Origin of the sequence: Leeuwenhoekiella polynyae, assembly GCF_004104075.1 — a bacterium.
In the GTDB taxonomy this organism is placed as follows: Bacteria; Bacteroidota; Bacteroidia; order Flavobacteriales; family Flavobacteriaceae; genus Leeuwenhoekiella; species Leeuwenhoekiella polynyae.
On the sequence record NZ_QOVK01000001.1, the window covers coordinates 463,567 to 482,576 of the forward strand.

The window sequence follows — 19,010 nt, forward strand, 5'->3', positions numbered from 1 at the left end:
TCTAGCAATCTTGTATGTTTACAGCAATAGAAACCCCAAAGATCTACCCTGTTTTACATGAATAAATTGAAAGTAGTTCATATTGTAGAAGCCTTAGGTGGTGGTGTTTACAGTTACTTTATCAATCTGACGCATGTACTGTGTAAAGATCCAAACCTTGAGGTTACGGTAATTTATAGCGATCAGCGTAAAGAAGTTAATCTCAAACAAATTGTGAAAGATTTTCATCCTGATACGCGATTAATCTGTTTGCCGATGCAACGCGAAATTAGTCTGAAAAAAGACTGGAATGCCTTTAAAGGTATCAGACAAGTCCTTCTTAAAATCAACCCAGATGTGTTGCACTTACATTCTTCTAAAGCGGGAATTCTTGGTAGATTTGCTCATATTTTTTTACCTTCAGTAAAGGCAAAATTATTTTATACACCACACGGATTTTCATTCTTGCGAAAAGATATTGGTGCTTTAAAAAGATCTGCTTTTTATCTCATCGAATTTTTGAGTCAAAAGTTAAGTGGCGGTACGCTCATCGCTTGTGGTGATACCGAATTAACTCATGCTAAAAAAATAGGATCTACGCTGCTGGTAAGAAATGGAATTAAGAACGATCCTGAACTCAGAAAGAATTTAAAGGTAAACACTGAAATTAAAACGATAGGTATTTTAGGCCGAATCACCTATGCCCGCAATCCTGATTTATTCAATCAAATTGCGCTTGCCTATCCCGATATTAAATTTATCTGGATAGGCGATGGCGAACTTAGAAAACGCTTAACTGCACCCAATATTAAAATCACAGGATGGTTTAACAAGCAAGCTGAAGGTTTACACAAATTGGAAAAGCTAGATCTGTATTTACAAACTTCCTTGTGGGAAGGTTTGCCCTTTGCGTTGCTTGAAGCTTCGGCACGTAAGATCCCTATTCTTGCAACAAATATTATTGGGAACAAAGACATTGTAGCTTCGGGGAAAACAGGATTTTTATTTGAAAATTTGGAGGAGTTTGATGAAGCTCTAAAGCTTCTAAAACCATTAGAAATACGAGAAAAAATGGGCAAAGCTGCGGCAAAGCGAACAAAACTTTTATTCAACAGCTGTATAAATTTTAAAAAGCTTATTTCAATTTATCAAGCTTAATATCTAAAGCATTTTTAGTGAAAATCGAAAGCCAGATTCCACTAAAAACAATACCGTCAAAACGAATTAAAAAATCATCTACAAAATTTGCGCTGGCAAAAAGTATAAAGAAGAATACACATAAAACCTGTCGCGAAGCAATACCTATGTACAAAAACAAGAACACATAAAGCAGGGAAACCGCAAGCCCGAGAATACCGAATTTTATCCAAAAATCAAGATACTGATTGTGAACAGGAAACTCATATTTTGCCAAAAACTGCTGGTTTGTATCTTTAAAATAGGCAACCACTTCCTGTTTCCCATCTGCTGCCCCTACTCCAATCACCGGATTTTTTAACGCAACTTCTAAACTGGATTTCCAAATGCTCAATCGGGTTACTAAGCCATTAAATGCTTCGGCTTCGGGATTTTCTAGCTGATCTAGTTTCCCCACCTTATCGAGATGTGCAAACGTAACATCAGAGAATTTTTGAATATTGTACGGAAAGAGTTTTACAAAACCGATTCCCAAAACTATAAAAACCGCTAAACCAACTGCTAGTTTTTTTAACGATTTAGCTGAAAAAACAGTTTTATTTCCGAAGAAACTGACTAAAATAATTCCGAAAAAAGCATTTACAATTGCCAGTCTAGTGTTAATATAAAACAACACGATTAATGAAAATAGAAAAAACACAAAACGCCAAACTATATGTGTTTTTCGAATCTGCCCCAGAGCTTCTTTAAAAAAGTAGAAGTTAATAACCATTACAAATGCCACGTGCATATTGAGTGCCGGCGCGTGCATATTTATCGATCTAGCAAATTCGTAGCCCATTTCCCAAAGGTCGATTCCGTTAAGGTATTTATTGAATAATTCCGGAGAAATTATCGCAAACCTAATCAGGCAAAAACTTAGAATTGCCGTAGTTGCCAAAGCGTAATAGCGTAAGATTAAAATTGTGTTGAGTCGGTGATTTTGGCTTAAAATAAATAATGGCAGAAGTAAGAGACTCACGCGCTTTTCGGCGTGCTTTATACCTTCAGTAAAGACCTCATTATTCCAAAAAAACAGGAGATCTAACAAAAACGGACTCGCAATCAGCAGCATAAAAAAGAGGCGTTTTCTGGTAAATTTCAGTCTCTTAAAAAACACAAGATTGTACACGATAAAAAGAATCAACAGTATCGTTGCCGGAACTCTAAAAATCAGAGAAACCGCAAGAATAGTAAGCCACGCATTGTAACTAAACCGGTATGTCCTTTCTGAAACTATCATAGTACAATGCAAAATAAAGCAACGGCAATATGCCTATTTTATGTTTAACTGCAGAACCTAAGTCGGGCTCAAAAATCCCTTGAATGATAAAATAAGCGAAAACAAGATAAAAAGCCCATATTTCATAGGAATAGCGTTTCCGCTTTGCAAGGCAATTTCGGTATAAAAACATCAGATACAGTGTAAGAATCAATTGCCAAAAAACAAACAACACGATTTGCGGCTCAAAAAGGTGTTTAAAACCATTTACAGGTACATTTACAGACACAAAACCATAAACGACACCGTAGGTCTCCCCATACCAGGTATCAGTCTTTAGCGGCGATGTAATTGCAGAATTTGTAGCTTCTTCTCCCAGACGTTCTTCATTAAGCGTTTCGCGAGTACTTTGAGACAAATATTCACCCTTTACAAGTCCGTATGACAGACTTAAAAAAATTGCGATTAACAATCCCGAAAAAATACCGGTAAGCACTTTTCGTTTAAAATTGATCAAACTCGTCACATAAATAACTCCTGCAATAATGGGTATCAAAACATAATACGGGCGATACCAAAAACCAAAAACAAACAGGCTCAAAAAAATTAAAATTATGGTTTTTGAAAAGCTGAAATACTGCTGTTTAAGAAGAAAAGGAACAAGCGCAATAAAGATAAATGTGATGAACTCTTTAGAAGGCATTGATACAAAAAAAGCCAGCATCAGTATCAAAGAATAGGCTAAAACATTACGTACAGTTAGCTTTGCAAAACGCTCAGGGATGCCCAATTTGTAAATGATTAACAACAACACCGGAAGCTGTAGCAATGCAACTAATGAAAAAGATAAACTACCCAACCCCGTAATATCGTAAAAGAGCATCGTCACCGGGTAACTGCGCCAAAAACCTTTCTCATTATAAAAATCTTCGGCAATAACTATTGCGTCATAAAAAAAGCGTTCGGGTAAATAAAAAGGTGCTAAAATACCAAGCATCAAAACCACTAGCCCTAAAAGCCAATAAACCAATTTTGATCTGGAAATTAAAAGCCTCATCAATGTAGAAAAAGTTTGATATTATCTTTTTTGTAAACCCAAAATGCCGCGAGTAAATTCCAAAAAATCACACTTAAAGCTGAAGCGATAGCAGCCCCTTCCATCCCATATTCTGATATCAATAAAAAATTTAAAAGCGCATTGAGCAACACAGCAAAAATTAAAATATACTGTAACGCTACTTGCTTCTTAGTCATATTGAGATACACCTGAGTTATACCAAATAAACTACTTAAAAAATGCCCAAAAATTAAAATTAATAAAGCACTATTGGCTTGTTCATAAGCATTCCCGAAAATGTGTAAAATAGGCTTTGAAAAAAGCATCAAAAAAACTGAAAGTACAGTTGTTAAAATCACAATAACACGTACTCCATTCTTTACCAATGCTTGTAATTTTTGCCTGTCTATCGCATACAAATTTGCAATTTTGACCGCGATAAACGAGCTGATCGTATTGACCACCGTAGAAATTAAAAAGATGATTTTTATAGAAGTCCCGTAATATGCAAGGGTTTCAAAATCTGTGTAGTGTTTCAAGAAAAAAACATCAATACTGATCAATAAATAAAAGCCCAGCGCACTTATTGCAATGGGAATCGTGGCTTTTAAAACGGTTTTAATAGGTATTTGTAAATTCTGAACGTGACGCTGAACACGTTTTTTATATTGAAAAAACACCTCTATCGAAGATATAATTGCCAGCACAAAATAACTGAGTAAAAACACCTCAACCACATACTGCTGCTCCCGAAGCAAAAATAGAATGAGTAAGCCAAGCCCAAATGGGAGTTGTTTAAAAATTCCGCGGTATAATTCTGATTTTTGATGCAATGCAAAACCCCTGAAAAATTCTGTATTCAACAGGGTGATGGCATAAAAAAACAAACACGCCGCTGCTTTAAGAATCAACGTGCCTGAAGTTTCATCATTAAAAATAGATTCATAAACTGAATCAGGAATATTCCAGGCTAAAATTAAAAGGACGATAGAACCTGCCAATAGCAGTAAAACCATTTTAAAATAAACCTTGAATAATGCGCCTAACTGTTCCTTTTTAGAAAACCTTCCGGAAAAAAATAAAATGGATTGATCTGTGCCAAGAATGGTAAAACCACCGATTAGGAAAAGTGCAGAACGTGTAAACTCATATGCTCCTACTTCTTCCGCAGGATAAAAATTGGTAAGAAAAACGGTAATCCCAAAAAGAAAAAGAACACCACAAACGCGTAATATCAACACTTCAAAACCACCCCGTAGAACCGAAAGACCTCCTAATTTGCTGAGCTGATTTTTGAATCCATTTCTCATAAAGTCTCATCAAATTATAAAAAGGTTTGGGGTTAGAATCTTTTACAATTCGTTTTTGAATCGCTTTTTAAATCGAATCAATAGGTGATAGCAAACAAACAAAAAAACCAGTAAAACCGGAATAATTAAAACTAATACACTTCTCAATGATGTCTTTTCAACCCAAGCCGATTTGGAATAAACCTTAAAAACAGCATCCAATTCGGGTATTTTTTGCTCTAAAATTCTATTCTCCAAAAGTAATTCTGTCTTAGAGTTGAGAATCGCACTTGTTGCAGAATTCTCATTTTTTGTTAAAACATTGAGGGATGTATTTCCTTGTTTTAAAGCTACTGACACATTGATAAGTACACTGTCTATCTGACGAATGGAAAAAGTATTGGCTTCAATTTTCTTTTTAATAGCTGCTAATGCTGCTGTTCTTTTTTGCTGTAAAAACGTATTGGACTCAAGATAGGCTGTTATTGCATCCAGGTCCATTAAAGAATCTGAAGCCACCACCACAATGCGATGAAGGTCATAAGCTGGTGCATATAAAGGCTTGTCATAAAATGCAGATTCATCTGAATAATTCTCAGAAATTCTGGGAATTATATCCTGCGGAAAGTCTTCAAGATTCTTTAAAACGCTCGTAATATCTTCAACGGGTTCAACCGAAATTTTCTTTAGATTCTCAGTTGAAAAATCAGCGGTTAGCTTGTAACCTTTATTTTTTAAGCTTTGATTGATTTGCTCAACTTTTCCGTAGAGATAAGCGGTGCTTTCTACGTTAGGAGCAACAAGGATTTCTGCAGTTTGTAAAGGTTTGATAAGCTTTGATAAGCCATACCCCACAACTACTCCCAGAACGAGCAGACCAATAATAATTAGTACATTTCTAACAATAAACCGACCAAAACGATAGGCATAAATCAAGCACTTTTTAAACAGATTGCGCATGCCTCTAAAAAGATCAAAAAGATCTATATCTTGGTTTGTGTCTTGGCTCATTTAGTCTTTAAATATCTGTTCTAGAATTTGCTCAGTGATCAAATAAGTGGGTTTTACACCCGTCGTTCCTAATCCGCCTGAAGCCAAAGTGCTACCGGTTTCTAACGGATTATCTGAAGCATAATACGCATAACGCACTTTAACCTCATCGCTGATGCTTCCGCGTAGTTTTGCAGCTGCCTGAATCGCTTTTTGATAATGCGCACCTTCCATCTCCAGACCTATAACATTCCATGTGCTTTCATAAAAGAAGCGTAAAATATCTCTGTTTTGAAGCGAAGTTCCCAGTACAGTTATCATGGCACCATCAAAAACCGAAATTCCATGACCTTCTAAGTCTTCTTTTTTCAGTTGGTTTTCAAATGGATAATTATCTGCCGTACCTTCAAATAAATGCGCAGAAGGAATCATAATATCGCCTTTCCCGCCTTCTAAAATTCCTGCTTTACCCATTATAGAAACCGACTTTACATCTAGATGTACCGTTTTACGTTTGTCTTCGTATGGTTTCAGCAACTCCTCCATAGTCTCATACGCCTGCTCGCCAAAAGCATAATCCATCACGATAATAACCGGCTCTTTTCCTTTAGGATATTCGGTTTTTGAACAGAAATTATTTTGATCTAAATCTAGCTTTGCCGTATCAAAAATCTGCACATCAATGTTGGTCCCACTCTGATCTGGAATGAAGATCATCCCATTTTGTTGAGCGGTTTTTTCTACACGAGAACGTAATTTACCACTACCGGCATTACTCAAGGTCTCGTAAATCTCCAGATTGTTCTTCTTAGCCATTTCTTTAGCTAATGCAACCGGAGCAAAAAGCGTATTCATCACACTGTGCATATTGGCACTTATGATGTGAATAGGTCTTCTTAAAAGATCTTTGCTTTCTAATTCTTTTTTGATGTTATCAGCCCAAACTTCACCGTGAATATGATGCCCTAAACGCTCCCTTAAAACCGGTGAAAACGTTACCAAACGCTTTTCATTCTCCACTATTTCTTCAATAGCACGTTTACCTAACCAATACACTAATTTTAAAAAGCGCTTTTCATTACTAGGTGCCGAAAATTTGCTGTAAATCGTAGAAACCTCGTGAAAGGTTCGGCCTAAAATATTTGCGGTATGGGTTAATGCAATCTCGCGGTCTTGCTGAGAAAGTGATTCTTCTGCAAGAACGGCTTTCTCGAGTTTTTGCCAATCGCGGGTGGTATGCCCTTCCTCATTGATCACCACCCTTTTCATAATCTTATGTGACTCTACAAAAAGAAACGTAAGGTGGGTCAAAATATCATAAATCTCAGAGCGTCCTCTGGTTATCTCTATATTCATCTGCTCATCGTCTATACGATAGCAATTGCGACGACGCTTAGGTGGAACAATAGGCTTAAAATGTGAATTTTTATAGCCTTCATCACTCGTGAGGTTGATGTACCTGCACTCTTCAATCCCTTCCGGAAGGCGGTCTATTACGTATAATAACCCATTCAATTCTACTTTTTCTTCGGCAATGGTGCCGTAGATCTCAGGACGCAGAATTAAAAGTGCTTCCCTTAAGGTTTCACCCGAAACACCCATAGGTTTATAAAAACCTCTGTTGAACAAATGCCGCATGGTAATGTACATACGCTCAATCGCAGCAGAGCTTTCTTGAGAACGGGTTCTATCTTGTTGTTTTATTAAACTCATTAAATCAAATATACTTTTTTAAAAATCAAGTTTGTTTAGGGCATCTGCAATACTGCGATCATTGGATAATCTAGGCAGTTTATTTTGACCGCCTAATTTTCCTTTTGACTTCATATACGCATTAAAGCCGCCCTGCGGAATTACTTTGATTTCTAATGTTTTTAAAATTTTTCCTGTTATTAAATCTTTATAATAACTGTTTTGTTTCTGAAGCTCTTTGTCAATCGCATTCGCGAATGCTTCTAAATTCTCTGGCTGTGAATCAAATTCTATAAACCACTCGTGATACGGTAAACCAGTTTCTGGGTTAATTTGTGGTGCTACGGTAAATTCACTCACCTGAGCCTTAAATTGACTCGCTGTGCTCGCCAGAGCTTCTTCTACCTCCTTGCCTATCACGTGCTCTCCAAAAGCCGAAATAAAGTGCTTTATACGCCCTGTAACTACAACTCTATGTGGTTTTATTGAAGTAAACATCACCGTGTCTCCTACATTGTAAGCCCATAAACCTGCTGTAGTAGAAATGATCATTACATAGTTTACACCAGTTTTGACTTCGCCAATGGTTAAACGCTGCGGATTCTCATTAAAAAATTCGTCTGCTTTTATAAACTCATAGAAAATACCCGAATTTAACAACAGCAACATTCCTTTTTCACGCTGTGAATCCTGAAAGGCAAAAAACCCTTCACTTGCTGGATACAGTTCAATACTGTCTACTTTGCGACCTATGAGGTTTTCAAACTTTTTACGGTATGGCTCGTAGTTCACACCGCCGTAAATAAACAGATTGAAATTAGGGAAAATGTCTCCTATTTCTTTTTCAGTTTTTGCCTGAAGTTTTTCAAAATACATTTGTACCCAAGGGGGAATACCGCTGATGACACTCATGTCTTCCGGTAGGGTTTCTGCTACAATCGCGTCAACTTTAGACTCCCAATCTTCAATACAATTGGTTTCCCAACTGGGCAGGCGGTTTTTCTGAAGATAACTCGGTACATAATGCGCCACAATCCCAGATAATCTTCCGGTTTTGATGCCGTTTTTTACCTGAAGTTTCGGACTTCCCTGTAAGAAAATCATCTTACCGTCTACAAATTTGCTGTTTCCGCTTTCTGCGATATAATGCAAAATTGCATCACGTGCTGCGTTAACATGCATCGGCATTGATTCACTCGTAATAGGAATATATTTTGCTCCGGAAGTAGTCCCCGAAGTTTTAGCAAAATACTCCGGTAATCCCGGCCATAAAACATCCCGTTTACCATTAACTACTTCTTCTACATAGTTTTTTAGAGCCTCATAATCCCTTAAAGGAACATGCTTTGCAAAATCTGAATAAGATTTTATTTTATCAAATTTATGGTCTTTTCCAAAGCTTGTATTTTTAGCATTTTTAATCAAATATTTAAAAACCTTCAGCTGGGTTTCTTTAGGATTTGCACTCCATTTTCGTGTCTGCTTAGCAATGTATTTAGCAAATATTTTTGCCGAAAAAGATTTAATAGACATTATTCAAATGAAATATAATTAGTAGGATCTACCGGGTACCCATTGTTCCAGAGTTCAAAATGCAGATGTGGCCCTGTAGATAATTTTCCGGTTGAGCCGGCAGTTGCGATTACCTCTCCAGCTTTTACCAAGTCGCCCTGATCTTTTGTGAGTGAAGCGTTGTGTTTATAAACCGAAATCAAATTATTACCGTGATCTAAAATAATCACATAACCGGTTTCTGCTGTCCATTCAGAAAAAATAACCGTTCCGTCTGCGGCTGCCTTTACTGCTTCATTCTTCGGTACAACTACGTCAACTCCATAATGCTTTTCTTCTGCATCATAACCTTCAGTAATATTTCCTTTTACCGGTGGAAATAATGAAAAGCTAACCGTTGAAGAGGCTGGTTCAAAAAGATTATAACGGTCTTCATTAGCAACCTGCTCTCGTAATAAACTATCTTCTTTAGAAATCTGCATATTGAGACCACCGGTATCTCTGGGTTCAATAAGTAAAATAGAATCTTTATTAAAATCAACCTCGTCTACATCACCGGTAAGAACCTTTTTTATACTCGCATAATATTGCTCGTTAATATCTAACTGGCGTTTTAAAGAATCGGTTTCAAACATCAATTCTGTCGCCTGGCGCTTCAGTTTTACAGAAGAATAACCGGGTATGTATTCGCGAAGTGGCGTATATGCAATCAAAATGGTGGTTAATGCAATAAGAATTATAATCGAAAAACCAACAACTATAAAAACATTGAGGCGCGTAAGTTTAAATGAAACACGTTCTTCAAACGTATCTTCATTAAGAATCAGCAACCTGTATTTGTGTAAGAGGCGCTTTTTAAACTTCTTTCTTTCTTTAGGTTTTGCCATAAAAATCAATAGTTAAGCAAATATAAAATTTAAAAGGCGTAACCCGACTGCTAAAGTTTTCAAAGGAAATGTCTATTCTTATGATTTCTTGTTATATTTACCATCTAAATTATCATGATATGAATGCATTAGCAATATTTTTAGGAATGATAGGGCCTTGGCAGATAGGACTTATCGTGGTTGTAATACTTTTACTTTTTGGAGGTAAGAAAATACCTGAGATGATGAGGGGATTAGGAAGCGGGATTAAAGAGTTTAAAGATGCTTCTAAAGATGACGATGCTCCACATAAATCTGACGAAACAATCGAAGAGAAAAAGTCTTAACCCTCACCAAGGTAAGAGTATAAAAAAAGTCCTTTAACTAAAACTTAAAGGACTTTTTTATTGTTTTCTATTTTAGGTTAGTCTACAAATTTTACTGAGCGTAAAATAGATTCTAATTCAAAAATATTATCTCTTTTATTTGCTGAAGGTTTAAACACAAAACCTTCTAAAACCAAATACCTGTCGTTCTCTTTATCATCAACAGTAAAGTTTACAAAAGGCCCTGCCATAAAGCGACCTTTTACTTCCCACATACCTTTCATTTGGTAAGCCGGTTTTCCGTCTATTGTAGTTTCGCTTAGATAAGGTGCAAAAGCTTCTTCTGTAATAAAACGCATTCCTTCGCTCACTGTAATGTTATCACCACCTATAGAATCACGCATTTTAATTAGTGAACCTATTGTATTAGAGTCCTTATCGATTAAGTTATAAGGCACTTCGTAAACCGTTATATTCATATCTCCGTTAGGAATATCTTTTCTAATCCAGTAGAAATTTGGATCTTCTTTTGCATAACGATACGCCGACGGAAACTTCATAGTAATCCCAAAAGCTTCAGTTAGAGGTTTATCATCTTTTAGCGATAAACTTATACGTCTGATTTTTTCTGTGAACTCTGTATCTTTATAGGTATCTACAATCTTCGCACTATCTTTTTTGATGAGATTTATAATGTCTTCTTCGGTAGGTCCTTTAAGAATAATACCCGTTTGAGGACGTGCATATTCATCGTGAACAATTTCTAATGATGCAGTATCTGCCTGCTCTACTTTTAAAAATGTACGTTGTTTTCGCATAAAACCAGAAAATGCCTCATTAGGCATCTGATTGATCTCAAACATAGGTTCTACCTGAGGCAACCCATTTACAGGACCTGCTAGTTTTTCTCTGATATTCTCCCCTACCTGCCCAGACCATAAATCATTAGGCATTACAACTGTAAGATTATTCAATCCACCAGAAGAAGCCGATAAAATCTTGCCTTGAGGTTTGTCATTACAAGCTACGAGAGCAAAAAGAAAGAAGGCTAAAAGTAATTTTTGCATAATAAAAATCTATTGTAGTTAGTTAGCTATAACCAAGGTCATTCCCGGTTTTAGTTTAGTACCACTAATATCGTTCCAAACTTTAAGATTTTCTGCACTTACACCTGGAAATTTACGGGCGATCTTCCACAAGCTATCACCACGCTGTACTACATATTTCTTTTCTCCACTACTTGTTACAGATTTTGAACTCCCTTTAGAAGAGCTTGTAGCAACCGGTTTATTTGGGTATAAGCTTAATCGCTGCCCTATTCTTAAATTATTAGATCTAAGATTGTTCCATCGTTTTATCTGCGAAACACCTACACCATAACGAGAAGCTATTTTTCCTAAATAATCACCGCTACGTACACGATAGGTAACGCTTGATGGAACTTCTAAATACTGCGGAAGTGTTTTCTCATCACGCTCAAGCTCTTTTTTGGCGGTATTGTAAATGTTTTCTTCATTAGCTACAAAAGGTCCAATTGCAGTAATAGGCAAGCGTAAATAATACTCTTTATCTTCAAGATAAGGAATCACATCTAACTTATAAGCCGGGTTTAAAAACTGAATTTCATCTAACGAAACTCCGGTATACGCTGAAACTTGTTGTAAAGTAATAGTTTCTTTAACCCGTATGGTATCAGTCTCAAAATAATTTACATCTGGTTGAGCCGGGTGATATCCATGCTCATCAGCGTATTCAAATATGTACATCGTGGCTAAAAATGCCGGAATATAACCTGCTGTTTCACGTGGTAAATGATGTCTAATATTCCAATAATTGGTGCGTCCACCACTACGACGTATCGCTTTACTCACATTACCAGGACCTGAGTTGTAAGAGGCTAATGCTAAATCCCAATCATCAAAAATCTCATAAAGCTTAGATAAATATTGTGCTGCAGCTTCAGTAGAAAGAATAGGGTCCATACGCTCATCAACATAAGAGCTAACATCTAAACCGTATAATTTACCGGTATTGAACATAAATTGCCACATACCTGTAGCTCCAACTCGAGATTTTGCGCGAGGTCTTAACGCAGATTCTACAATAGCCAAGTATTTTAATTCTAGTGGCATATTGTGCTTATCAAGCGTTTCTTCGAAACCCGGGAAATAGAATTGAGATAATCCCATTAAGCGCTCTAATGTGGGTTTATGGCGCTTTAAATAGCCTTTAATAACGTTTTCAAGAGAAGGATTGTACTCTACATTAAAAGGAGTACGTGCATCAAGCTCCGCTAAGCGTTCTTTAAGCACTTTAGTCGTGAGTTCTGGATAATCTACATCCTCATACTCCGTATCATCTACGAGAGCGGTGATAGAATCGTATAAGCTACCGTTTGTAAGCTCTTCCATCCAGAGTCTATCAATCTTTGCGGCGTATTTTCGATCATTCAGGTTTTGAAGGGTACTATCCCACTCCACTTCTTTATATAAAAAAGGCTGCTTTTTCCGGGCAGTATTGCTTCTCGCAATTTCCTGTTCCCTCAAAAGCAGCTTCTCTTTTAATTCTATAGTATCAACAACAGGAAGTGTTCTAGACACTTCATATGTTTCAAGATTTGACGATTTTTTCTGAGCATTTAAGCTCACTGCGGTCATGAGCATAAGTGCACAACCTAGACGATAACGTTTTTTCATACCTCTTTACAACGATAAAAACGCTAAAGTCGTATTTTTTAATCGAATTCTAAAACGCCAAATTTATTCTGTATGCTTATACTAATTAATCGCGTATAGCAGCAATACCCGGAAGCTCTTTACCTTCAAGCATTTCTAGCATTGCTCCACCACCTGTAGACACATAACTTACTTTATCTTCAAAGCCAAATTGTTTTACAGCAGCAACACTATCACCACCACCTACAAGAGAAAACGTTCCGTTTTTAGTAGCATCTGCAATTGCATTTCCTAAAGCGATTGTTCCTTTTGCAAAAGGTTCCATCTCAAAAACACCCAAAGGACCATTCCAAAGAATTGTTTTGCTGTTTGCAACAATCTGAGCAAAATTCTCTAAAGATTTTGGCCCAGCATCAAGACCTTGCCACCCGTCAGGAATGCTGTCTATAGGTTCTACTTTTGTGTTTGCGAATTCAGAAAAACTGTCTGCTGCAAGAACATCTACAGGCAAATGAACATTTACATTTTTCTCTTTTGCTTTTTTAAGAATTTCAAGAGCTAATTCTTGTTTATCATCTTCACAGATAGAACTTCCTATCTTTCCTCCTTGCGCTTTGATAAACGTATAAGCCATACCTCCACCTAAAATCAGGTCATCAACTTTATCCAGTACATTTTCAATAACTGTGATTTTAGAAGAAACTTTAGCTCCACCTAAAATAGCCAAAACCGGCTTTTCATTATCGTTAAGCACCTTATCTATACTCTCAATTTCTTTAGCTAAAAGATAGCCGAAACATTTATTTTCTGGAAAAAACTGAGCGATTATGGTTGTAGAAGCGTGTGCTCGGTGGGCTGTACCAAAGGCATCATTCACATAAATATCTCCTAATTTTGAAAGTTGTTCAGCAAAACCTTTATCTCCTTTTGTCTCTTCCTCGTGGTAACGCAGGTTTTCTAAAAGAAGAATCTCTCCCGGTTCTAATTCAGCAGCTGCTTTTTCAGCTGTTGCGCCTACACAGTTTTCAGCAAATTTAACCTGAACACCAATGATCTCAGAAACCTTAGCAGCGATATGCTTTAAAGAGAATTCTGGTTCGTTATCCTTCGGTCTACCTAAGTGAGACATTAAAATAGCAGAACCACCATCTTCTAAAACTTTTAAAATTGTAGGTTTTGCAGCTTCAATACGAGTAGCGTCTGTCACTTGGTGATTTTCATCTAAAGGAACATTAAAGTCTACACGTATTAGTGCTTTTTTATTTTCAAAATTAAAATCTTCGATGGTTTTCATGAATTCGTTATTTGTGATTTCAGTAATTAACTAGTTGTTTATCTTTATGGGAAAACACGGCATTAAGCACGTGATGTAGCTAACAAATATAACAGATAGGTTCAAAAAATACGTTACATTTCTGTTATATTTGAGCCCATGTTATTTCAATCTATACTCGGTCAGAATTTTATAAAAAAACACCTCACCACTAGTGTTGACCGCAAACGCGTGGCTCACGCCCAATTATTTATAGGTTCCAGCGGTAGCGGCGTCTTGCTCTGCGCCATCGCTTATGCTCAATATTTAATTTGTAGCAATACCAAAGGTGAGAATACCGGTGGCTCTACTTCGTGCAATTTAAAGTTTGACCATCTGGCACATCCTGATTTGCATTTTGCCTATCCTGTGGCAACCACAGATAGCATAAAATCTCATCCTGTCTCTGATAATTTTGCAAAAGAATGGCGCAGTTTTACAGAGCAAAACCCATACGGAAGCCTGTATGACTGGCATCAGCATATAGGTATTGAGAAAAAACAAGGAAAAATAGGTGTAGATGAAGCGCATGATATCGTAAAAAAACTTTCTTTAAAATCGTATGAAGGCGGTTTTAAAGTGATGATCATCTGGATGGCTGATAAGATGAATAGCGCTGCATCTAATAAATTGCTAAAGCTTATTGAAGAACCACCACAAAAAACAGTTTTTATACTCATTGCTGAAAATGAAGACCTCATATTAGACACGATAAAATCTCGCTGTCAAGTGCTACGATTTCCTCCTTTAGCTGCAGAAGCTTTAGAAGCAGCACTTATAAATGAGCACAATTGTAATGCTGCTGAAGCAAAAAAATTGGCAATAAAAGCACACGGAGACTACAACCTGGCAATGCATTTGCTAGATCACAGCAGTGATAAAGAAGAGTTTGAAACCTGGTTCGTAAGTTGGGTGCGTACCGCATTTAAAGCTCGCGGAAACAAGAAGTCTATAATTGATCTTATCTCCTGGAGTGAAAGCATTGCCTCAAAAGGAAGAGAAACTCAAAAGAACTTTTTAGGATACTGTGAAGATTTTTTTAGGCAAGCGATGTTATTGAATTATGGTGCTAAAGATCTCGTGTATTTACAACCGGTAACCCAGTTTGAACTTGCTAAATTTGCTCCATTTATTCATGGAAATAATATAGAATCACTTATTGAAGAACTGCAAACTGCTGCGTATCATATAGAACGCAATGGGAATGCTAAAATCATTCTTACCGATCTCTCGATAAAGCTTACTCGTTTATTGCATACTAAAGCATAAAAAAAGCAGCCAGTTGGCTGCTTTTTTAGTTATCTATTCTAAAACAAATTACTCTGCAGCTGTTGTATCTGCTGGAGATTCTGTTTTAACAGGTTCTGTTGATCCTGAAGAATATTCTTTATTTAAAGCTTCTAAAACTTTGTCTGTAATATCTAATTCAGATTTGCCATAAAGTACATTACCACTTTCATTTTTACCGTAAATAAAATCGTAACCGTTTTCTTCACCATAGGTATCAATAAACTTTCTCACTTTACTGATTACTGAATCTACAGCTGCCTGACTTTCTTGCTGAATCTGCCCACCACGATTTTGCTGCATTTGTTGAATTTCTTGTTGAAGTGCTCCAAGTTCCTGCTCCTTAGTCTGGCGTTCTGCCATACTCATAGATTGTGCATTTTTCTGATACAAATCTACTTTGATTTGAAATGCCTGAATTTTAGGTTGTAAATCAGCACGCACATCATCAGTAAGTTTTGTGTACTTATCTTGAACTTCTGTCATTTCTGTATAGTCCTCAAATAATTTTTGAGTATCAACAAAAGCTGATTTTGATTTTGAACAACCGATAAGGGTTAATGCAATTAATAAAATGCTAAATGTAGTTTTCATAAGTTTTCTAAAATTTGGCGTAAAAGTAATTAGTTGATTCAAATAAGAACGGAATTCTTCAGAAATAATAAATATTTATAAAATCTATAGTAATTAAATACTAAATAATAAATTTCTATTAAAAATAAATTCTTCAGCGCTTATTTAAGGGTCTTTTGAAATTTTCTAAACAAACGACAAGACTTAAACTTTAAAACGTCCTTAAATAGGCTTATTTAGCGAAATCGGTTCTTTTCAGTATATAAATTAAGGAAGAATACTCTCCAGAACTATTAGCCTTTAAATTGGAACGCAACCCATTAATAAATGCTGAAATAAATTTAAATTGAGATCCTTTATATTTTTCTGAAAGCAAGCTCACGTAAAATGAATCAAAGATTAAAGGTTTTTGATCTATCACTTCAAATCCATTTTTACTAAAAAGTGTTTTTATACTTTTTGCTGAAAGGTGATGCAAATGTCTAGGCACATCCCAGGCTGCCCAAAATTCTTTATACATTTTAGCGTCACAAGAATTAAAATTAGGAACTGCTATTATTAGTGTCCCATTTTTGTCAAGGTGCTCAGCTAACCAATTTATTTGTTTTTGAAGATTGGGTACATGTTCTAATACATGCCACATGGTAATCACATCAAAAGTTTGCTCCCCTACTCCACCTTCATCTGCATATAACAAAAGTTCTTTTGTCTCAGCATGAGTTCTTGCAATTTCGCTGGGTTCAATTCCTTCAACATCCCAACCTTTATTTTTTGCAACTTTTAAAAAATCACCGGTACCGGCACCAATATCTAAAAGCGATCCTGTTGCTGAATAATCAGAAACTAGTTTCAACTTTTTCTTCAGCATATAACTTTTTACTAGCTGATATAATTTTTCAACAATGCCCTTTTTAGAGTCTGTGTGAGAAATATAGTTTTCGCTTAAATAATACTTTTCTAAATTCTGAGGAATTGGATCTGTACTATACATATCTAATTCTTCATTATAAATAAGATCAAAATTCTCTTTAGTTACAGAGTGATCTTTGATATTGATTTTAGATTTTTTACTCAAGGAAGGCTTACTTTTTCTGAAATTTAATTTGATTGTTTCACGTGGAACTATAAAATTACCGCCCCATATAAACCAACATTACCGAAATATCGCTGGGTGAAACTCCACTAACCCGTGAAGCTTGTGAAATGGTTGTAGGTTGAATTTTGGTTAATTTTTCACGCGCTTCGTAAGACAATGATTTCAACTTAGTATAATCAAAATTATCAGGAATCTTTATATTCTCTAAGCGTTGCAATTTATCTGCGTTTGCTTTTTCTTTTGCGATATAACCAGAATATTTAATTCTGATTTCTGCTTGTTCCAAAACTTCAGTATCTAAATTATGTTCTGCAACATAATCTTGAACTTCATTAAAAGATAACATATCATCAAGATCAATCTGAGGGCGACTGAAGATTTTTACCATCTTATCAGATTGTTTCATTGGCGTTGTACCTTTTTCTGCTAAAACAGGATTTGCTTCTTCTGGAGTTATACTCGTGTTATTAAAGAAGTCAACAAGATTTTGAGCTTCGCTTTCTTTTTTATCCAATGCACGCATACGATCTTCACCTGCAAAACCTATAGCATAAGATAGAGGAGTTAATCTACTATCTGCATTATCTTGACGCAAAAGCGTTCTATATTCTGCCCGAGAAGTAAACATTCTATAGGGTTCTTTAGTTCCTTTAGTGATTAAATCATCAACTAAAACACCAATATAAGCTTCGTCTCTTTTTAAAATAAAAGGATCCTTTTCCTGAACTTTTAAACTAGCATTTACACCTGCAACTAATCCTTGAGAAGCTGCTTCTTCATAACCGGTGGTTCCGTTAATCTGACCTGCAAAATATAATCCTGAAACCAATTTTGTTTCTAAAGTATGACGCAATTGTGTAGGTGGAAAATAATCGTATTCTATTGCATAACCTGGTCTAAAAAACTTCACATTTTCAAAACCTGCAACTTGACGCAATGCTTTAAATTGAACTTCTTCAGGTAAGGAAGTAGAGAAACCATTTACATAATATTCAATCGTATTCCATCCTTCAGGTTCAACAAAAAGCTGGTGACGATCTTTATCTGCAAACCGATTAATTTTATCTTCGATCGAAGGACAATATCGAGGGCCTGTACTTTGAATTCTTCCGTTAAACATTGGAGACCGATCAAAGCCTTCACGAAGTAAATCATGAACTTCAGGACTTGTATAACTCATTTGACAAGAGCGTTGATTAGTGAGCGATTTAGTCACATTACTGAAACTAAACTTCTGTGGATTTTCATCCCCAGGTTGCTCAATCATTTTAGAAAAATCTAAACTTCTACCATCAACTCTCGGTGGTGTACCTGTCTTCATTCTACCAGAATCAAAGCCTAAATTAATAAGTTGTTCAGTAATTCCAGTTGAATTTCGTTCCCCTGCTCTTCCGCCTCCAAATTGCTTATCACCTATATGAATAAGTCCATTTAAAAAAGTACCATTAGTAAGAATAACGGACTTAGCTTTAATTTCAATTCCTAAAGAAGTACGAACACCAGTTACACGATCTCCTATAACTAAAAGACCATTTACCATCTCCTGATAAAAGTCAAGATTAGGTGTATTTTCTAACATCAAACGCCACTCTTCTGCAAAGCGCATACGATCACTTTGCACTCGAGGACTCCACATTGCGGGTCCTTTACTTTTATTGAGCATTTTAAATTGTATGGCCGTACGGTCTGAAACGATACCACTATAACCACCCATTGCATCGATCTCGCGTACAATTTGTCCCTTTGCGATACCTCCCATAGCAGGATTACAAGACATTTGTGCGATGTTTTGCAAATTCATAGTAACTAATAAGGTGCTGCTTCCAGTGTTTGCTGCGGCAGCTGCGGCTTCACAACCAGCGTGTCCCCCTCCTACTACAATAACGTCATATGTCTGATCAAAAAAACTCATTGTTCCACGTGAAACATTTAATTATACTTCCTTTAAAAATGGGCGC

General features: G+C 36.2%; 16 protein-coding genes. 3 read left to right on the forward strand and 13 right to left on the reverse strand.

Annotated features, from left to right (window positions below; genetic code table 11):
* Positions 1-57: 57 nt before the first annotated feature.
* Positions 58-1,137, forward strand: a complete 1,080-nt coding sequence (locus DSM02_RS02000; RefSeq protein ID WP_128764072.1) for a glycosyltransferase — start codon at positions 58-60, stop codon at positions 1,135-1,137.
* Here the strand turns inward: DSM02_RS02000 and DSM02_RS02005 are convergent.
* The 7 genes from DSM02_RS02005 to DSM02_RS02035 are packed head-to-tail and all read right to left on the reverse strand — an operon-like array spanning position 1,115 to position 9,804.
* Entirely contained in the window at positions 1,115-2,398 is a 1,284-nt protein-coding gene (locus DSM02_RS02005) for an O-antigen ligase family protein (protein ID WP_128764073.1), read from the reverse strand. The genes DSM02_RS02000 and DSM02_RS02005 overlap by 23 nt on opposite strands.
* Positions 2,367-3,434 carry a hypothetical protein gene (locus DSM02_RS02010; protein WP_128764074.1) on the reverse strand — a complete coding sequence of 356 codons (1,068 nt, stop codon included), beginning with the start codon at positions 3,432-3,434 and terminating at the stop codon, positions 2,367-2,369. Before DSM02_RS02010 ends, DSM02_RS02005 begins: the two co-directional genes overlap by 32 nt.
* Positions 3,434-4,744, reverse strand: coding sequence for an MATE family efflux transporter (locus DSM02_RS02015; protein WP_128764075.1), 1,311 nt, complete (start codon positions 4,742-4,744; stop codon positions 3,434-3,436). Before DSM02_RS02015 ends, DSM02_RS02010 begins: the two co-directional genes overlap by 1 nt.
* A 42-nt stretch (positions 4,745-4,786) precedes the next feature.
* Entirely contained in the window at positions 4,787-5,734 is a 948-nt protein-coding gene (locus DSM02_RS02020) for a hypothetical protein (protein WP_128764076.1), read from the reverse strand.
* Positions 5,735-7,426, reverse strand: a complete 1,692-nt coding sequence (locus tag DSM02_RS02025) for a DUF6909 family protein (RefSeq protein WP_128764077.1) — start codon at positions 7,424-7,426, stop codon at positions 5,735-5,737.
* Between the two features lie 18 nt (positions 7,427-7,444).
* Positions 7,445-8,938 carry a GH3 auxin-responsive promoter family protein gene (locus DSM02_RS02030; RefSeq protein WP_128764078.1) on the reverse strand — a complete coding sequence of 498 codons (1,494 nt, stop codon included), beginning with the start codon at positions 8,936-8,938 and terminating at the stop codon, positions 7,445-7,447.
* Positions 8,938-9,804 (reverse strand): M23 family metallopeptidase, encoded by an 867-nt coding sequence (locus DSM02_RS02035; protein WP_128764079.1) that lies wholly within the window; start codon positions 9,802-9,804, stop codon positions 8,938-8,940. Before DSM02_RS02035 ends, DSM02_RS02030 begins: the two co-directional genes overlap by 1 nt.
* 119 nt (positions 9,805-9,923) lie before the next feature.
* On the opposite strand from DSM02_RS02035, the gene DSM02_RS02040 reads away from it, so the two are divergent.
* Positions 9,924-10,130, forward strand: a complete 207-nt coding sequence (locus DSM02_RS02040; protein WP_128759526.1) for a Sec-independent protein translocase subunit TatA/TatB — start codon at positions 9,924-9,926, stop codon at positions 10,128-10,130.
* A gap of 77 nt (positions 10,131-10,207) precedes the next feature.
* On the opposite strand, the gene DSM02_RS02045 is transcribed toward DSM02_RS02040, so the two are convergent.
* The 3 genes from DSM02_RS02045 to DSM02_RS02055 all read right to left on the reverse strand — a co-directional run bounded on the left by DSM02_RS02045 (position 10,208) and on the right by DSM02_RS02055 (position 14,078).
* On the reverse strand, positions 10,208-11,176 hold the full coding sequence (locus DSM02_RS02045) for a DUF4837 family protein (RefSeq protein ID WP_128764080.1): 969 nt from the start codon (positions 11,174-11,176) through the stop codon (positions 10,208-10,210).
* An 18-nt stretch (positions 11,177-11,194) separates the two neighbouring features.
* Positions 11,195-12,805: a lytic transglycosylase domain-containing protein gene (locus DSM02_RS02050; RefSeq protein ID WP_128764081.1), complete on the reverse strand. Its 1,611-nt coding sequence runs from the start codon at positions 12,803-12,805 to the stop codon at positions 11,195-11,197.
* 85 nt (positions 12,806-12,890) lie between these two features.
* The gene (locus tag DSM02_RS02055) at positions 12,891-14,078 is read right to left on the reverse strand and encodes a phosphoglycerate kinase (protein ID WP_128764082.1); all 1,188 of its coding nucleotides are present in this window, start codon (positions 14,076-14,078) and stop codon (positions 12,891-12,893) included.
* 138 nt (positions 14,079-14,216) lie between these two features.
* Between DSM02_RS02055 and DSM02_RS02060 the strand changes: the two genes are divergently transcribed.
* The gene (locus DSM02_RS02060) at positions 14,217-15,365 is read left to right on the forward strand and encodes a DNA polymerase III subunit (RefSeq protein WP_128764083.1); all 1,149 of its coding nucleotides are present in this window, start codon (positions 14,217-14,219) and stop codon (positions 15,363-15,365) included.
* A gap of 48 nt (positions 15,366-15,413) precedes the next feature.
* Here DSM02_RS02060 and DSM02_RS02065 read toward each other — a convergent pair whose 3' ends face one another.
* The 3 genes from DSM02_RS02065 to mnmG all read right to left on the reverse strand — a co-directional run bounded on the left by DSM02_RS02065 (position 15,414) and on the right by mnmG (position 18,964).
* Positions 15,414-15,977, reverse strand: a complete 564-nt coding sequence (locus DSM02_RS02065; RefSeq protein WP_128764084.1) for an OmpH family outer membrane protein — start codon at positions 15,975-15,977, stop codon at positions 15,414-15,416.
* Positions 15,978-16,188: 211 nt separating this feature from the next.
* Positions 16,189-17,031, reverse strand: coding sequence for a class I SAM-dependent methyltransferase (locus tag DSM02_RS02070; protein ID WP_240673958.1), 843 nt, complete (start codon positions 17,029-17,031; stop codon positions 16,189-16,191).
* A gap of 55 nt (positions 17,032-17,086) precedes the next feature.
* Complete coding sequence (mnmG, locus tag DSM02_RS02075) at positions 17,087-18,964, reverse strand: tRNA uridine-5-carboxymethylaminomethyl(34) synthesis enzyme MnmG (RefSeq protein WP_128764085.1); 1,878 nt, start codon at positions 18,962-18,964, stop codon at positions 17,087-17,089.
* Between the last annotated feature and the right edge of the window lie 46 nt (positions 18,965-19,010).

Excerpts from the sequence above, each read along its gene's own strand:
- DSM02_RS02015 (WP_128764075.1), bottom strand. The coding sequence starts at position 4,744 with ATGAGAAATGGATTCAAAAATCAGCTCAGCAAATTAGGAGGTCTTTCG.
- DSM02_RS02045 (WP_128764080.1), bottom strand. The coding sequence starts at position 11,176 with ATGCAAAAATTACTTTTAGCCTTCTTTCTTTTTGCTCTCGTAGCTTGT.
- DSM02_RS02065 (WP_128764084.1), bottom strand. The coding sequence starts at position 15,977 with ATGAAAACTACATTTAGCATTTTATTAATTGCATTAACCCTTATCGGT.
- mnmG (WP_128764085.1), bottom strand. The coding sequence starts at position 18,964 with ATGAGTTTTTTTGATCAGACATATGACGTTATTGTAGTAGGAGGGGGA.
- DSM02_RS02000 (WP_128764072.1), top strand. The coding sequence starts at position 58 with ATGAATAAATTGAAAGTAGTTCATATTGTAGAAGCCTTAGGTGGTGGT.
- DSM02_RS02025 (WP_128764077.1), bottom strand. The coding sequence starts at position 7,426 with ATGAGTTTAATAAAACAACAAGATAGAACCCGTTCTCAAGAAAGCTCT.
- DSM02_RS02030 (WP_128764078.1), bottom strand. The coding sequence starts at position 8,938 with ATGTCTATTAAATCTTTTTCGGCAAAAATATTTGCTAAATACATTGCT.
- DSM02_RS02040 (WP_128759526.1), top strand. The coding sequence starts at position 9,924 with ATGAATGCATTAGCAATATTTTTAGGAATGATAGGGCCTTGGCAGATA.
- DSM02_RS02055 (WP_128764082.1), bottom strand. The coding sequence starts at position 14,078 with ATGAAAACCATCGAAGATTTTAATTTTGAAAATAAAAAAGCACTAATA.
- DSM02_RS02050 (WP_128764081.1), bottom strand. The coding sequence starts at position 12,805 with ATGAAAAAACGTTATCGTCTAGGTTGTGCACTTATGCTCATGACCGCA.
- DSM02_RS02060 (WP_128764083.1), top strand. The coding sequence starts at position 14,217 with ATGTTATTTCAATCTATACTCGGTCAGAATTTTATAAAAAAACACCTC.
- DSM02_RS02010 (WP_128764074.1), bottom strand. The coding sequence starts at position 3,434 with ATGAGGCTTTTAATTTCCAGATCAAAATTGGTTTATTGGCTTTTAGGG.
- DSM02_RS02020 (WP_128764076.1), bottom strand. The coding sequence starts at position 5,734 with ATGAGCCAAGACACAAACCAAGATATAGATCTTTTTGATCTTTTTAGA.
- DSM02_RS02005 (WP_128764073.1), bottom strand. The coding sequence starts at position 2,398 with ATGATAGTTTCAGAAAGGACATACCGGTTTAGTTACAATGCGTGGCTT.
- DSM02_RS02035 (WP_128764079.1), bottom strand. The coding sequence starts at position 9,804 with ATGGCAAAACCTAAAGAAAGAAAGAAGTTTAAAAAGCGCCTCTTACAC.